We start from the raw sequence: 14545 nt of genomic DNA, 5'->3' as shown, positions 1-14545 counted from the left end.
GCGGTGCTCCTCCCTATGGTGTTACGCGTGGCGGGCGAAAAACGCGCCCCATGCCGGAAGTTCTACGGTTGTGCCATTCCGTTCGGCCGAAAAGCCATGGCCTTCCAGCTCGTTCCACTCGCCATCCGGCACCTTTGCCGTTGCTGGCACGGCCGAAAGGTTGAAGAGGCAAAGCACGGTTTCGTTGCCAAGTGTGCGGGTGTAGCTCAAGACGGTCGCATCCGCGTCCTGGAACTCGATCTTGCCCTTGGCGAACGCCGGGTGCTGCTTGCGGAAGGCGAGGAAGCGACGATAGTGCTCGAGAACGGACGCCTCATTGCCCTGCTGCGCACTGACCGCGCGCTTCTTATGTTCGGCAGGAATGGGAAGCCAGGTCTTATCCGAGGTGGAAAAGCCCGCCTGCGCGTGGCCGGCATCCCAAGCCATCGGCGTGCGGCAGCCGTCGCGACCCTTGAATTCCGGCCAGAACTGAATGCCGTAGGGGTCTTGGAGATCTTCAAAGGCGATATCGGCTTCCGTCAGGCCAAGCTCCTCGCCTTCATAGATGCAGACAGAGCCACGCTGCGTCATCAACAGAGCCGAAAGCACCTTGGCAAAGGCGTCCTTGTCCTCGACCGTCTCACCCCAGCGGGTCACATGGCGCACGACGTCGTGGTTGGAGAAAGCCCAGCAGGCCCAGCCTTCAGGTGCTGCTTGAGCGAAGGCTGCCTGAACTTCTGCAACGCGGGCGGGGGTCAGCGCATCCGGTGCCAGGAATTCAAACGCATAGCACATCTGCATCTTGTCATCGCCGGATGTATATTCGCCGACGATCTCCAGACCGCGCTGGCTGTCACCGACTTCGCCGACGGCGGCAATGTCCGGAAACTCATCCAGTACGGCGCGGAAGCGCTTGAGGAATTCCAGGTTTTCCGGACGGTTCTTGTCGTAGATATGTTCCTGGAAGTTGTAGGGGTTCACCGCAGGCGCGGTGGAGGCGTTGCGGCGTTCCGGCGCAAGTGCCGGGTTGTCGCGCAATTCCTTGTCGTGGAAGTAGAAGTTGATCGTATCGAGACGGAAGCCATCGACGCCGCGCTTCAGCCAGAAGCGGGTGATGTTCAGCAGCTCTTCCTGCACTTCCGGATTATGCAGGTTGAGATCCGGCTGGGAAGTCAGGAAGTTGTGCATGTAATATTGCATGCGGGTCGGGTCCCACTGCCAACCGGAGCCGCCGAAGATCGAGAGCCAGTTGTTGGGCGGCGTGCCATCCGGCTTGCCATCGCTCCACACATACCAGTCGGCGCGCGGGTTGCTGCGACTGGAGCGGCTTTCAACGAACCAGGGATGCTGGTCGGAGGTGTGCGACAGAACCAGATCGATCATCACCCGGATGCCCAGGCGATGGGCCTCTGTAATCAGACCGTCGAAATCGGCGAGCGTTCCGAACATCGGATCGACATCGACATAGTTCGACACGTCATAGCCGAAGTCCCTCATGGGCGAGGTGAAGAACGGCGAAATCCAGATCGCATCCGCGCCGAGATTGGCGATGTGCTCAAGCCTGGAGGTGATGCCCTTCAGATCGCCGATGCCATCGCCGTTGGAGTCCTGATAGGAGCGCGGATAGATCTGATAGATCACAGCACCGCGCCACCAATCCTTGTCCGGAGTAAGGGCAGAAGAAACGGTCGCGGTCATGGTAGTGTCCTGTTGATTGAAAGCATTCATGGTTCGATCAGCCTCCCTTGACGGAGCCGGCCAAGAGGCCGCGCACAAGGTAGCGTTGGAGCGCGAAGAAGACGCAGAGCGGCACGATAATGGTGACGAAGGCCGACGCGGTGAGAATTTCCCAGTTGCCGCCGCGCGAACCGAGCAGCGCGTTCAATGCGCCGGTCAGCACCAGCTCATCCTTCTGCGTGCCGAGGAAGACCATGGCGACGAGAAGGTCGTTCCACGTCCAGAGGAACTGGAAGATGGCGAAGGAGGCAAGCGCCGGGAAGGAGAGCGGCAGCACGATCTTGACGAAAATCTCGAAATCGCTGGCGCCATCCACACGGGCGCTCTCAATGATTTCCTTCGGCAGACCGGAGATATAGTTGCGCAACAGATAGATGGCGAGCGGCAGACCGAAAGCGGTGTGCGCCAGCCAGATCCCGGCATAGGTCTTGGACGGTATGCCGAATATGTTGCCGATGGAATTGTAGAGTTGCAGCAACGGAATGAGAGACATCTGCAACGGAACGACGATCAAACCGACGACCAGTGCAATCATCAAGGATCGACCGCTGAAGCGCATCCATGAAAGCGCGTAGGCAGCAAAAGCGGCAATCAGGATCGGGATGATCGTTGCAGGAATGGCGACCGTCAGCGAATTGACGAAGGACTGGCCGATGCCTTCGGAGAGGAGAACGGTGCGGTAATTGTCGAGCGTAAAGATCGGTGGCGTGGAAACCACGACATAGACGCGTTTTGCGCGCGATCCTTCGAAGCTGGCATTCTTGCTATATTGATAGCTACCGTCCTCGTTGAGCTGAAGCGTTTCGCCATCACCGAGATCGGCGGGCGTCCCGGCCTTGAAGGCGGCCGGTTCCTGAACGCGCACGCCGTAGGCCGAAACATGGCCGCTTTTGCCTTCACCGAAGACGTTGCCGGCAATGACGAAGCGATCGCCCTGCTGGGTCTGGGTCGATGGATCGCCAAGGCGCAGCGCCTGCGTCTGGTTGGAGCTGGAGAAGGCCGTCCACCAGCCGGAAACGACGATCTGGTCCTTGTCTCGCAGCGAGCTGACGAGAATGCCGAGCGTCGGCAGAAGCCAGAGCAGAACGATGAAGAGGACGCTGGCGTGAACGATGAGGCGGGGCAGGCCGATACGGCGCAGACGGGTTGCGATGTTCATATCAACGGCCCTCCATCTCGCGGTTCGCCTGGCGGATGTTCCAGATCATGATCGGTGTGACGGCCGCCATGATGACGAGCGCAATGACCGCACTTCGCCCGCTATCGCCACCGCCACGGAACATCCAGTCGAACATGAGGTTGGCGAGAACCATGGTGTTCCACTGGCCATTGGTCATGGTCAGGACGATATCGAAGACCTTGAGGACGAGAATGGTGATGGTGGTCCAGACGACCGCGATGGTTCCCCAGATCTGTGGCACCATGATCTTCCAGAAAATCTGCCAGCCATTGGCGCCATCGATGACCGCCGCCTCGATGGTTTCTTCCGGAATGCCGCGAAGCGCTGCCGACAGAATGACCATGGCAAAGCCGGTCTGGATCCAGATCAGGATGACCATCAGGAAGAAGTTGTTCCAGAAGGGCATGGAAATCCACACCTGCGGATTGCCGCCGAAGAACTCCACCAGCGCATTGAGAAGGCCGATCTGCGTCTGGCCCTCACCGCGATACTCATAGATGAATTTCCAGATGACGGAGGCGCCGACGAAGGAGATCGCCATCGGCATGAAGACGATGGACTTGGCGATATTGCCCCACCAGATGCGGTCGGTCATGACCGCGATGACGAGGCCCAGAAAGGTGCAAGCGGCGGGGACGACGGCAAGCCAGAGAATGTTGTTGAAGATCGACTGGCGGAAACCGGCGTCGTAGAAGGCCCAGACGTAATTGGAGAAACCGACATAATTGGCTCCTGTCCGATCGTAGAAAGACAGGATAAAGGTCGCAACGACCGGGTAGACAAGATAGACGGCAAGCAGCAGCAGGGCCGGTCCGACGAAGAGCCAGGGACGAATGGCGGCGCGCCGGTTGAGATTTCGCGACGCATGAATGACATCGCCGTCCCGCACCGGAAAAATAAGCTGCAACGCCTTGTCCGACAGCCAGTAATAGGCGGCGCAGGCAAAGACGCCGACAATAACGACACCCAGCGCGGATACGATTTGCGTGATCATCATTCCCTCCCCGATCTTACTTATATTCGGCGCGTTTCCCGCGCCGTTCTATCGATGACAGCCCGGCAGCGATGACTGCCGGGCTGGATCTGAGGATTACTTCAAGCCGTCCCAGGCCTTCTGGATATCGTTGGCGACCTGCTCGGCAGATTGGCCGCCGACATAATCGACCATGCCGGTCCAGAACGCGCCAGCGCCGATCTTGCCGGGCATGAGGTCGGAACCGTCGAAGCCGAAGGTGGTGGCCGTCGTCAGAATCTCGCCCTGACGCTTCACCTGATCATTGGCATAGGCGTCCTTGTTGACGCCCTTGAACGGTGTCAGGAAGCCGGACTGCGCCATCCACACTTCGTGGGCGATCGGCGTCTTCAGGAATTCGACGAGCGCGCGCGCAGCCTTGGAATCCTTGGTGATGGTGAAGAGCGTTCCAGCACCCAGAACCGGCTTGCCAAGATCTGCCTTGGAAGCGAAGGTCGGCATGTAGAAGAAGTCGACATCCGTTCCGACCTTCGTTCCCTCGGGGAAGAAGGATGGAATGAAGGAAGCCTGACGGTGCAGGTAGCACTTCGGTGGAATGTCGAAGAGACCCTTCGGGCTGTCACGGAAGTCGGTAGAGGCAACAGCGGCAACACCGCCCGAAACATACTTGTCGTTCTTGGCAAACTTGCCGAATTCCTCGATGGCGGCGACGACGCGCGGATCGTTGAACTTCACCTCGTTCGTCGTCCACTTCTGGTAGACATCGAGCGGCTGCGTGCGCAGCATGAAGTCTTCCACCCAATCGGTTGCCGGCCAGCCGGTCGCGCCACCAGAGCCGAGACCGATGCACCATGGCGTGCCGCCATCGGCAACGATCTGGTCGCTGAGCTTGACGAGATCTTCCATGGTTTCCGGCACCTTGTAACCGGCTTCCTCGAAGTTCTCAGGAACGTACCAGACCAGCGACTTGACGTCGGCCTTGAACGGGAAGGCGAAATAGGCCTTGTTGCCGTCCTTGTTCTTGTACATGCCAAGATCGACCCAGGACTGGCCTGCGCCGTAATTTTCCTTCACCCAATTTGCCGTCTCGTCACCGAGCGGAGTGAGAAGTCCCTTGGCGGCGAGGTCAGCGAGAAGGCCAGGCTGCGGCAGGATCGCGACGTTTGGCGGCGAGCCAGCCTGCGTATCGATAACGATCTGCTGTTCGTAATTCTCCGAAGACGAGTAACGGACATTGACGCCGGTCGCATCGGCGAAATAGGCCAGCACGGACTGGAACAGCGCTTCGTCTTCGCCGCGCCACGGTCCGAAGATCGTCAGCGTTTCGCCCTTTAGGCTGGAATTGGCGGCCTTGAAGGCTTCGTAGCTCTTCCAGTTGAACTTGCTGTCTTCACCCGGCTTGAATTTGAGTTCGGCGGCAAAGGATGCGCCCGACAGAAGCGTGGCTACGGCAACGGTCGTTAAAAATATTTTTTTCATGTGATCTACCTCCCATCACATTAATCGGCTTCGGCGCGTCTTTTCAAAGCGCTTTGGCTGCCTATTCATCTCATTGAGAATTGCTCGGAGTCAAGAGGGTTGATGATCATCCCAAATTTGGTCCTCTTTTGCTGTGCGGGAGACTGTATTTGCGCTGCAGCAGAGTTTTTTGAATTGTCTAGCGCTCCAACACTTGCTAGCCTTCAAAGCGGTTTGGAGACGGTGGAGGAGCCGTCCCTTTCCAGAGTCCGCAGGCTTGAGCAGCAGAGGGAGGCTGGGCATGAATCTGAAACAACTATCGCAGTTGCTTGGCATCTCTCAGACGACGATCAGCCGCGCCTTGAACGGCTATCCCGAAGTCAATGCCGAGACGCGCCGCAAGATCATCGAGGCGGCGCGCCAGAACGGTTATCGACCCAACGCGGCAGCGCAGCGGCTGGCGACCGGCAAGGTCGGCTCCATCGGTCTCGTGATGCCCACGGGTGCAGAACATCAATCCGACGTTCACTTCGGGGAGTTCCTCAACGGGCTTGGGGAGGTCTCGGCGAGAAACGGATTTCACTTGGTTATCATGCCGACCGATCCGCGTGACGAGGACGAAGCGTTGCAGGATCTCGCCGCCAATGGCACGGTGGACGGCATCTATCTCGCCTATATGAAAAAGAACGATCGTCGCATCGCGATGATGAAGAGCCTGTCGATCCCCTTCATGGTGCATGGCCGCTCCTGGGGGATCGAGCCGGATTACCCCTTTCTCGATGTCGACAATGAGGGCGCCTTTCATGACGCCGCATCGCTGCTGCTCCAACTCGGCCATGAAAACATCGCGCTGATCAATGGGCCGGAGGGTTATGACTTTACCTTCCGTCGCTACCGCGGTGTGGAAGCGGCATTGGCCGCTCAGGGCCATTCACTCGATCCTGACAAGGTCAGCCACAGCGTGATGACCGACGAGGCCGGGTTCTTGATGATGGAACGGCTGCTCGACCAGCAGCAACAGCCGACCGCCGTTCTCTGTGCCTCCACCGCACTTGCGCTCGGCGCCATCCGATCGCTCAACCAGCGGGGCCTGCGTCCCGGGCGGGATATTTCCCTCATCGCCCATGACGACGTGCTGCCACTCTTGAAACCGGTGAACTTTTCCGTGCCGCTGACCACGACACGGTCTTCGCTTCGGGCAGCAGGCATGCGCGTTGCCGAACGGCTGATTGCCCAGATCAAGACCGGGCAAAATGAGCCGTTTCACGAGCTTTGGAAAGCGGAACTGGTGGTGCGCGCCTCCACCGGGCCCGCCCCTCGGTAACTGGATTAGAACGTCGGCGCGTCTTTGCCGAGCGCGCGGTGCGCAGCGATCACCGTGTTGGCCATCAGCATGGCAATCGTCATCGGGCCAACGCCGCCCGGGACAGGCGTGATGGCCGCAGCGACCGCACTTGCCTCTTCGAACGCCACATCGCCGACGAGCCTGGACTTGCCCTCGCCCTTCTCGGGTGCCGGAATGCGGTTGATGCCGACATCGATGACGGTAGCGCCGGGCTTGACCCAATCGGCCTTCACCATTTGCGCGCGCCCGACGGCGGCAACCAGAATGTCGGCGGACTTGCAGACGGAGGCCAGATCCTTGGTGCGCGAATGCGCCATCGTCACCGTTGCGTTGGCGTTGAGCAGCAATTGACCCATCGGCTTGCCGAACAGGTTGGAACGACCGATTACCACGGCGTTCAGGCCGGACAGATCATCCCCATGGATGCTGCGAACCAGAAGCATGGCACCGGCCGGGGTGCAGGAGAGCAGGCCTGTCTTCAGATCGCCGACAGCGAGCTTTCCGGCATTCAAGACGCTCAGACCATCGACATCCTTTTCCGGCAGAATCGACTGGATAATCGGGTCGGAATCGAGGTGTTTTGGAAGCGGTAACTGAACGAGAATGCCGTGGATCGATGCGTCCGCATTCAGCGTTGCGACCAGGACTGCGAGCTCCTGCTGTGTCGTTTCTTCCGGCAGCGTATGCTGGACCGAGTTGAAACCGCATTGCTTGGCCATCTTGCTCTTGGAGTTCACATAGGCATGGCTTGCAGGATCATCGCCGACGATGACGACAGCGAGACCAGGCTTCTTGCCGGTCTCATTCTCCAGACGCTCAGCCGCGTCTCGCACAGCATCCGTCACGGATGCCGCCTTGGCCTTGCCGTCGATCACAACCACCATATGCCTGCCTCCTGAGAACCCGCAAACCAGCCTTGAGGGGTAAAACCCCTAATGCTGCGCGAAGCTACAGATTGCAAGGGAAAATCAGTGGATCAGCCGCGACGCCGCATGTCGTCTTCGACAAAGCCGTTCAATCTTTGCTTGAGCAAAGCGAGTTCCTGTCGAAGCGTTCGTAGCTCGTCCGTTTCGGCCTGTGCATGGTCTGCCTTGCCTTCCAAAGCGGCGGCCAGCAAAGGCGGCAGACGGAAGCCATCCTCCTTTTGCGCCGTCTCCGCATACCGGACGCGGTTGGCGAGTAGGACTTGGCGGACACGTTCATCGAGCGGGATATCATTGGCAGGCTCATCGTGGAGATCGTATTCCCACGTATCGTTTTCGGTCACATCGTAGCGCTCGCTGGCGTAGACGGGCTCGACATCGTCCTCGACCAGATCATGGAAGATGTCCGGCTCGATCTCGAACCGCTCATCATGCGCTTCAACCTTTGCAGGGGTTGCCTCGAAAGCCGTCTCCGCCTCTATTGCCATTTGAATGGCGGCCCCGACCCGGTCCTGCGTCTCCGTGCGGCGGAAGCTGATGAGGAAGAGCGCGAGCAGTACTCCCACCAGAGCGCCGGCGGCTGCCATCGCGCCAGGTATCATCTGCGGCAGAATACCCTCTTCCTGCAGCACCGCGGGTGATGCGGGCTTCGCGATCGCGGCCGTCACGGTCGGTGCTGCGAAGGGACCGGCCTTTTCGCTTGCTGCAAGATAATCGCGCCGGGCTTTTTCGAGAGCCGTTTCCAGCTTGGCAAGCTCTTCCGGTGCATTACCCATAGCGCGCAATTGTTCTTCAACGACGGCTTTCGCGCGGGTCTCAGCGTCAAGCGTGGCGGCAACGTCCTTCAACTCCGCCTTGGCACCGTCCAGCGCACGGCGCAGAGCCGGCATGGCGGCAGATCTTGCGGCATCGACAGCGCCTTGGGCCGCAATGGTGCGCGGGTGTTTCGGTCCGTGATCGACATTGACGTCGTCAAGCGCAAGCTTTGCAGTGGTGTAGTTGTCTCTGACGGGCGCGAGAGTTTCGAAGACGGGAAGCGGCGGCAGTGCCTTCGTGAGCACATCGTCCGTCTTCATCGCCGAGACTTTGGTCACAGCCTGGGCGAGGTCGTGCTCCTTCTCACCCAAAGCCGCAATCGTTGCGTCCGCCTCGTGAAGCGATTGCTGCAGGCCCTGGATACGCGAGACAATATCGTTGCCGTGGCGCATCTGAAATCCGGTCAGGGCGCCCTCCGCCGCGTCGAGCGCGGTGCGTGCTTTTTCCACCGCTTGCAAGGCGGGTTCGGCATGATCGCCGCCCACGCCTTTGACGACCTGGCGAGCGAGATAATCGACGATCCGCTCTGCGGCCTTAGGCGTTGCGGCGGTAACACCGACATCGATGTCCGTCTTCGATGCCGAGGTGATCTTGACGGACTGACGAAGCGCGTCTTCGATGGCGTTGACGGGGGTTGCTGGCTGCACGTCGCCTGAAAGCAGGTTCGCCAGCATGGCGAGGCGTCCCTCTTCAACAATGCCCGTAACATCGCCAGGCTTGAGCTTCAGCTCTGAAATGGCAAGCGTGAGGGCCACCGGGGACAGCAGGCTCTGCTGCATGGACGCAGCCACCCGGCCGGTATCGACTGGGCTCCCGCCTGGGGCTGAAACTCTGACGACGGCGTGCGAGACATATCCTGCAGACGGCGATGGAAGGAATGCGGACGGCAGGATAGCACCCGCTGTCGCGAACATCAGAACGAGAGCCGCGGGCACGACGACACGCCGCCATCTGCCTGTCGCAGCCTGCTCCGTAACCGAACCGACATGTGTTTGCGTATGAAGAGCCATTGCGAACCCGCAGGGATGTAAGAGCCGTCCGTCTGGCGGAAATATCAATGAAATCTAAAGCGCCATGGCAAACAAATGGTTAATGCCACGGCGAATTGTGGAAGTGACGCCCACCAAATGAGTGCCCGACCCACGGGTAAGTCCCGCGCAAGATTGTGGGTCTAGACCGGAGGCAGATTAAACACGGAGAATTGTCATGCAGCCCATTCAGCTGTTTGCGCTGGCCTCCCGGCAGGCCGAGTGGCTTTCAATCCGTCAGGAAGTTGTCGCCACGAACATCGCCAATGCGAGCACGCCGCAGTATCGCGCCAAGGAAGTCGTTCCGTTCGAAACCGAACTGAAGACGGCTGGCATGCAGATGGCGCGCACGAACCCGGCGCATATGGAAATGAGCGTGACCGGCGCTGGCAAGATCGGCCTGAGGGACGCTCCACTGAACAATGAAATCGGTGTTCAGGCATCCGGCAACACCGTTTCGCTTTCAACGGAAATGGCGAAGACGGGCGAAATCAAGCGTCAGTTCGAGCTGAACACGCAGCTCGTTCGCACCTTCCACTCCATGATGATGACCGCGGTGGGCAAGTAAGATGGACTCATTATCAACCTCGCTGAAGATCGCCGGCAGCGGAATGGAAGCACAGGCAACGCGCCTGCGCATCGTTTCGGAAAACATCGCCAACTCCCGCACGACAGGCGACGGACCAGGGGCCGACCCCTATCGCCGCAAGACGATTACATTTGCCAATGAGCTGGATCGCGCGTCGGGGACCAACCTCGTCGAGGTGAAGAAGCTTGGCTACGACCGCTCCAACTTCATCGAGGAATACGACCCGGACAGCCCGGCGGCCGATGAAAAAGGCGTGGTGAAGCTGCCAAACGTCAACATGCTGATCGAGATGGCCGACCTTCGCGAAGCCAACCGCAGTTACGAAGCCAATCTCCAGGTCATCAAGCAGACGCGTGATCTGATTTCCTCAACCATCGACCTATTGAAGGCTCAGTGATGATCGAATCTATCAGCAACATCAAATCGCTGACCAACAACTCCGCGACAGACAGCATCAAGGGCATTGCCAGTGGCCTGACCTCGCTTGCGGGTGCCGCCGTCACCACGGCCACAACCGCGACGGTTGGCCCGACATTTGCCAGCGTTCTTGGCGGCGTTGCGCAGGATGCCGTCGATTCGCTCAAGAACAGCGAAGCCATGTCCTTTGCCGGCATGCAGGGCAAGGCCAATACCCGCGAAGTGGTCGATGCCGTCATGCAGGCCGACCAGACCCTGAGGACCGCTGTTGCGCTCAGAGACAGGCTCGTTTCGGCCTATCTCGATGTCGTTAAAATGCAGATTTGACCCGTGAGGACCTAAGAAATGAGAGCTCTAGCAATCGCAGCAACGGGCATGGATGCCCAGCAGACAAACCTTGAGGTCATCGCGAACAACATCGCGAACATCAACACCACCGGCTTCAAGCGTGGCCGTGCCGAATTTACTGACTTGCTCTACCAGACCGAGCGTGCACAGGGCGTGATGAACCGCGCCAACCAGGCCATGGTGCCGGAAGGCGCCAATATCGGTCTCGGCGTGCAGACGTCTGCCGTGCGCAAGCTGCACATCCAGGGACCTGTGTCCCAGACGGGCAACACGCTCGATCTTGCCATCGTCGGCAAGGGCTGGTTCCGCGTGCAAGGTCCGGACGGCGCGCCGCTCTACACCCGCGCAGGCGCGTTCAACATGGATTCGACCGGCCGTCTGGTGACGACGGATGGTTACCCGGTTCTGCCGGCCATCACCATCCCGACCGACTCGACCGAAACCAAGATCACCGACGACGGCATCGTTTCGGTGCGTATCGGCCAGTCGAACCAGATGACCGAAGTCGGTCAGCTGACGATGAGCAACTTCGCCAACGAAGCCGGTCTGCGTCCGCTCGGTGATAACCTCTTCGCCCAGACGGATGCCTCGGGTGCGGCTGTCGACGGAACGCCTCAGTCGGTTGGCTTCGGCTATCTGAAGCAGAGCTATCTGGAAGGGTCCAACGTCGATTCGGTCAAGGAAATCACCGACATGATTTCCGCCCAGCGTGCGTATGAGATGAACTCCAAGGTCATCACCACCGCCGACCAGATGGCTCAGATCGTCAGTCAGAACCTAAAATAAGTGGAAGGTAGGGTAACATGAAGTTCCGCCCGAAAATCATGCCTGTTCAAGGTTACAAGGTGACGTTCGCGTTGGCACTCGCTTTTGCGATGTGCGCTCCGCACGGTGCCATGTCGCAGCAGAAGTTCGCTGTCGTCCCCACGGTCACGATTCTTTCGGGCGAGATCATCACCCAAGGCCGGGTGACGGAAGTTCCCGTCACCAACCCCAACATCGCTCCCGGCTACTCGCAGTCGATCGAGGAAGTGGTGGGCAAGGTCTCCAAAAGGACACTGGTTGCCGGGCGGACCATTCCGAGCGGCGACCTGCGCGACCCTTATGCGGTGGAACGCGGCGCTGCAGTGCGCATCACCTACAACAATAACGGCATGAACCTTTCGGCCTCCGGCGTTGCCATTGAAGACGGCATGGCCGGCGATATCGTTCGCGTGCGCAACAAGGACACCGGCGTGACGGTGAGCGGAACGGCGAAGCTCGACGGGACCGTGGAGGTTTTCCAAAAATGAGTTTTCGTCAGCGTTTTTTCGCCGCGGCTGTTGCGGCAATGGCTTTTTTCGCAGCCGCCCCGGAAGGCTTCGCCCAGACGATGGCGCGCGTGAAAGATATTGCGTCACTCCAGTCAGGGCGTGAAAACCAGTTGATCGGCTATGGTCTTGTCGTCGGCCTGCAGGGGTCCGGCGACAATATGCGTGCCTCGCCCTTTACCGAGCAGTCGATGCGGGCGATGCTGCAAAACCTCGGCATCTCGATGCAGGGCAACCAGACCTCCTCCAAGAATGTCGCGGCCGTCATGGTGACTGCCAACCTGCCGCCTTTCGCAAGCCCCGGCAGCAGGCTGGACGTCAATATCAGCTCGCTTGGCGACGCCTCTTCGCTTCGCGGCGGAACGCTGATCATGACCTCGATGTCCGGCGCAGACGGCCAGATCTACGCTGTTGCTCAAGGCTCCGTCATCGTCTCCGGCTTCAACGCTGGCGGTCAGGCGGCACAGGTGACGGAAGGTGTAACGACGGCCGGCCGCGTCCCAGGCGGCGCGATCATCGAGCGCGAGCTTCCCTCGCAGTTCAAGGATTCCGTCAATCTCGTCCTGCAACTGAGAAACCCGGACTTCTCCACCGCCATTCGCATTGCCGATACGATCAACAACTACGCCCGCACCTCCTACAACGAGCCGATCGCCGAGGCGCGCGATTCTCAGGTCGTCTACATCCAGAAGCCCCGCACAGCCGATCTTACCCGCCTGATGGCGAGCATCGAGAACCTTGCGGTGGAAACCGATACGCCGGCGAAGGTCGTCATCAACGAACGGACCGGCACGATCATCATCGGTGCAGATGTCCGAGTATCGAGGGTTGCCGTCAGTTACGGCACGCTGACGGTACAGGTCACCGAAATGCCGCAGGTCGTGCAGCCAGCGCCCTTCTCACGCGGACAAACCGCGGTGCAGGAGCAGACCGACATCCAGGCCATGAAGAGCGGTGGCCCGGTTGCTATCCTCGAAGGTCCAAGCCTCCGGTCGCTGGTGGCGGGTCTCAACAATATCGGCGTCAAACCGGACGGCATCATCGCCATCCTCCAAGGCATCAAGTCCGCAGGTGCGCTCCAGGCAGAATTGGTACTACAATGACGATCGCCATCTCCAAGATCTTTACGCCTCAACGCGTTCTTCTGGCACTCTTCGTGGTCGCTGGTTCGCTTCCTTCGGCGCGTGCGCAGGAGCAGGTGCGCGTCACCACCGGCGAGACCAGCGGACAGGAAATCCAGCAATACTGCACCAACATCGTCGATCAGGCGCGCGACCAGCGCTATCTGATGCAGAAGCAGGATCTCGAGAAGCTTCAGGAAGACATCAACGAACGTGTTGCCATTCTGGAAGCCCGCAAGGCCGAGTATGAAGACTGGCTGCAACGCCGTAACGACTTCCTCAAGCAGGCAGAAACCAACCTCGTCGAAGTCTACAAGACGATGAAGGCGGATGCGGCTGCTCCCCAGCTTCAGGAACTCGACCCGGGAATGGCTGCGGCCATCATAATGAAACTGCCACCGCGCCAATCCGGGCTGATCCTCAGCGAAATGAACGCGAAGAAAGCGGCGACCGTCGCTTCGATCATGGCCAGCGCGACCGATAAAACCACATCAAGAGATCCGTCATGAACAAAGCGCTCATTCTCGCCCTTTCAGCCGCGAGCATCCTCACGGGGTGCCAGAGCGTCACGGAAAACCAGACCCTCAAGGAAATCGGCAACGCGCCCGCAATGAGCCCGATCGGCAGCGGCCTGCAATTCAACCAGGCACCGCAGCTGGCATCCTATCCGAAGCAGCCGCTTCACACGGCAAGCGGCTATTCGCTCTGGAGCGACAGCAAGGCGGCGCTCTTCAAGGATTCGCGCGCCCTCAATATCGGCGACATTCTGACGGTGAACATCCAGATTAACGACAAGGCGTCGTTCGACAACCAGACTGACCGCAGCCGCAAGAACAACCGAAAGACCGGCTGGAAGGCAGATGCGGAAATCCTTGGCTGGAAGCCGAAGGCGGACTCGTCTTTAAGCTTCGACAATGACAGCGAAGCCAATGGCAAGGGCTCCATCAACCGCGCGGAAAAGCTCACGCTCCTCGTCGCAGCGGTTGTGACCGGCATTCTGGAAAACGGCAACCTGCTGATCAGCGGTTCGCAGGAAGTGCGCGTCAACCACGAGATCCGCATTCTCAATGTCGCAGGTATCGTCAGGCCGCAGGACGTCAATTCCGAGAATACCGTGTCCTACGAGAAGATCGCGGAGGCCCGCATTTCCTACGGCGGTCGCGGACGCATCATGGAAGTGCAGCAGCCACCGGTGGGGCAGCAGGTCGTCGACCTCTTCTCGCCGATCTAAGACGCTCGAAATGCGATGCTGATAAATCGCGGCACGATCTTGCGAGGCGTTCGACATGGCGGATGAGGTTTTCTCGTCCAGCCGGGTACA

General features: G+C 59.5%; 15 protein-coding genes. 9 read left to right on the top strand and 6 right to left on the bottom strand.

What is annotated here, in order from left to right:
* Nucleotides 1-21: 21 nt before the first annotated feature.
* The 4 genes from bglA to ACTJKV_RS02265 all read right to left on the bottom strand — a co-directional run bounded on the left by bglA (nt 22) and on the right by ACTJKV_RS02265 (nt 5348).
* Nucleotides 22-1677: a beta-galactosidase BglA gene (gene bglA, locus ACTJKV_RS02280; RefSeq protein ID WP_274100873.1), complete on the bottom strand. Its 1656-nt coding sequence runs from the start codon at nt 1675-1677 to the stop codon at nt 22-24.
* Nucleotides 1678-1714: 37 nt separating this feature from the next.
* Nucleotides 1715-2875: a carbohydrate ABC transporter permease gene (locus tag ACTJKV_RS02275; RefSeq protein ID WP_274100874.1), complete on the bottom strand. Its 1161-nt coding sequence runs from the start codon at nt 2873-2875 to the stop codon at nt 1715-1717.
* Between the two features lies 1 nt (nt 2876).
* Nucleotides 2877-3890: a carbohydrate ABC transporter permease gene (locus tag ACTJKV_RS02270; RefSeq protein WP_274100875.1), complete on the bottom strand. Its 1014-nt coding sequence runs from the start codon at nt 3888-3890 to the stop codon at nt 2877-2879.
* Between the two features lie 96 nt (nt 3891-3986).
* Entirely contained in the window at nt 3987-5348 is a 1362-nt protein-coding gene (locus ACTJKV_RS02265) for an ABC transporter substrate-binding protein (RefSeq protein ID WP_274100876.1), read from the bottom strand.
* 154 nt (nt 5349-5502) lie between these two features.
* On the opposite strand from ACTJKV_RS02265, the gene ACTJKV_RS02260 reads away from it, so the two are divergent.
* Nucleotides 5503-6651 carry a LacI family DNA-binding transcriptional regulator gene (locus ACTJKV_RS02260; protein WP_440598479.1) on the top strand — a complete coding sequence of 383 codons (1149 nt, stop codon included), beginning with the start codon at nt 5503-5505 and terminating at the stop codon, nt 6649-6651.
* 5 nt (nt 6652-6656) lie between these two features.
* On the opposite strand, the gene folD is transcribed toward ACTJKV_RS02260, so the two are convergent.
* Both folD and ACTJKV_RS02250 read right to left on the bottom strand, forming a co-directional pair.
* Nucleotides 6657-7556, bottom strand: a complete 900-nt coding sequence (gene folD / locus ACTJKV_RS02255) for a bifunctional methylenetetrahydrofolate dehydrogenase/methenyltetrahydrofolate cyclohydrolase FolD (protein WP_274100877.1) — start codon at nt 7554-7556, stop codon at nt 6657-6659.
* 92 nt (nt 7557-7648) lie between these two features.
* Nucleotides 7649-9421, bottom strand: coding sequence for a hypothetical protein (locus ACTJKV_RS02250; RefSeq protein WP_274100878.1), 1773 nt, complete (start codon nt 9419-9421; stop codon nt 7649-7651).
* 196 nt (nt 9422-9617) lie between these two features.
* Between ACTJKV_RS02250 and flgB the strand changes: the two genes are divergently transcribed.
* From flgB to flgH, 8 genes are read left to right on the top strand one after another with little or no spacing between them, the layout of a single operon-like run.
* Nucleotides 9618-10007: a flagellar basal body rod protein FlgB gene (gene flgB / locus ACTJKV_RS02245; protein WP_062426046.1), complete on the top strand. Its 390-nt coding sequence runs from the start codon at nt 9618-9620 to the stop codon at nt 10005-10007.
* A 1-nt stretch (nt 10008) separates the two neighbouring features.
* A complete protein-coding gene (flgC, locus tag ACTJKV_RS02240; RefSeq protein WP_062426047.1) occupies nt 10009-10425 on the top strand; it encodes a flagellar basal body rod protein FlgC in 417 nt (138 codons plus the stop codon).
* On the top strand, nt 10425-10772 hold the full coding sequence (locus tag ACTJKV_RS02235) for a flagellar hook-basal body complex protein FliE (RefSeq protein ID WP_062426048.1): 348 nt from the start codon (nt 10425-10427) through the stop codon (nt 10770-10772). Before flgC ends, ACTJKV_RS02235 begins: the two co-directional genes overlap by 1 nt.
* Nucleotides 10773-10790: 18 nt before the next feature.
* On the top strand, nt 10791-11579 hold the full coding sequence (flgG, locus tag ACTJKV_RS02230; RefSeq protein ID WP_062426049.1) for a flagellar basal-body rod protein FlgG: 789 nt from the start codon (nt 10791-10793) through the stop codon (nt 11577-11579).
* A 17-nt stretch (nt 11580-11596) separates the two neighbouring features.
* Nucleotides 11597-12085, top strand: a complete 489-nt coding sequence (gene flgA, locus ACTJKV_RS02225) for a flagellar basal body P-ring formation chaperone FlgA (RefSeq protein WP_274100879.1) — start codon at nt 11597-11599, stop codon at nt 12083-12085.
* Nucleotides 12082-13206, top strand: a complete 1125-nt coding sequence (locus ACTJKV_RS02220) for a flagellar basal body P-ring protein FlgI (protein ID WP_062426051.1) — start codon at nt 12082-12084, stop codon at nt 13204-13206. Before flgA ends, ACTJKV_RS02220 begins: the two co-directional genes overlap by 4 nt.
* Nucleotides 13203-13733 carry a MotE family protein gene (locus ACTJKV_RS02215; RefSeq protein WP_062426052.1) on the top strand — a complete coding sequence of 177 codons (531 nt, stop codon included), beginning with the start codon at nt 13203-13205 and terminating at the stop codon, nt 13731-13733. Before ACTJKV_RS02220 ends, ACTJKV_RS02215 begins: the two co-directional genes overlap by 4 nt.
* A complete protein-coding gene (gene flgH / locus ACTJKV_RS02210; protein ID WP_062426053.1) occupies nt 13730-14455 on the top strand; it encodes a flagellar basal body L-ring protein FlgH in 726 nt (241 codons plus the stop codon). Before ACTJKV_RS02215 ends, flgH begins: the two co-directional genes overlap by 4 nt.
* Nucleotides 14456-14545: the final 90 nt, after the last annotated feature.

This window comes from Agrobacterium sp. 22117 (genome assembly GCF_052045735.1).
GTDB classification, from domain to species: domain Bacteria; phylum Pseudomonadota; class Alphaproteobacteria; order Rhizobiales; family Rhizobiaceae; genus Agrobacterium; species Agrobacterium cavarae.
The sequence above is the reverse complement of the archived record's forward strand: the minus strand, read 5'-3'. Positions and strand labels throughout refer to the sequence as shown.

Coding starts and splice junctions, on each gene's coding strand:
- ACTJKV_RS02215 (WP_062426052.1), top strand. CDS start 13,203: ATGACGATCGCCATCTCCAAGATCTTTACGCCTCAACGCGTTCTTCTG.
- flgA (WP_274100879.1), top strand. CDS start 11,597: ATGAAGTTCCGCCCGAAAATCATGCCTGTTCAAGGTTACAAGGTGACG.
- ACTJKV_RS02275 (WP_274100874.1), bottom strand. CDS start 2,875: ATGAACATCGCAACCCGTCTGCGCCGTATCGGCCTGCCCCGCCTCATC.
- ACTJKV_RS02250 (WP_274100878.1), bottom strand. CDS start 9,421: ATGGCTCTTCATACGCAAACACATGTCGGTTCGGTTACGGAGCAGGCT.
- folD (WP_274100877.1), bottom strand. CDS start 7,556: ATGGTGGTTGTGATCGACGGCAAGGCCAAGGCGGCATCCGTGACGGAT.
- flgB (WP_062426046.1), top strand. CDS start 9,618: ATGCAGCCCATTCAGCTGTTTGCGCTGGCCTCCCGGCAGGCCGAGTGG.
- flgH (WP_062426053.1), top strand. CDS start 13,730: ATGAACAAAGCGCTCATTCTCGCCCTTTCAGCCGCGAGCATCCTCACG.
- ACTJKV_RS02265 (WP_274100876.1), bottom strand. CDS start 5,348: ATGAAAAAAATATTTTTAACGACCGTTGCCGTAGCCACGCTTCTGTCG.
- bglA (WP_274100873.1), bottom strand. CDS start 1,677: ATGACCGCGACCGTTTCTTCTGCCCTTACTCCGGACAAGGATTGGTGG.
- ACTJKV_RS02270 (WP_274100875.1), bottom strand. CDS start 3,890: ATGATCACGCAAATCGTATCCGCGCTGGGTGTCGTTATTGTCGGCGTC.
- ACTJKV_RS02220 (WP_062426051.1), top strand. CDS start 12,082: ATGAGTTTTCGTCAGCGTTTTTTCGCCGCGGCTGTTGCGGCAATGGCT.
- ACTJKV_RS02235 (WP_062426048.1), top strand. CDS start 10,425: ATGATCGAATCTATCAGCAACATCAAATCGCTGACCAACAACTCCGCG.
- flgC (WP_062426047.1), top strand. CDS start 10,009: ATGGACTCATTATCAACCTCGCTGAAGATCGCCGGCAGCGGAATGGAA.
- flgG (WP_062426049.1), top strand. CDS start 10,791: ATGAGAGCTCTAGCAATCGCAGCAACGGGCATGGATGCCCAGCAGACA.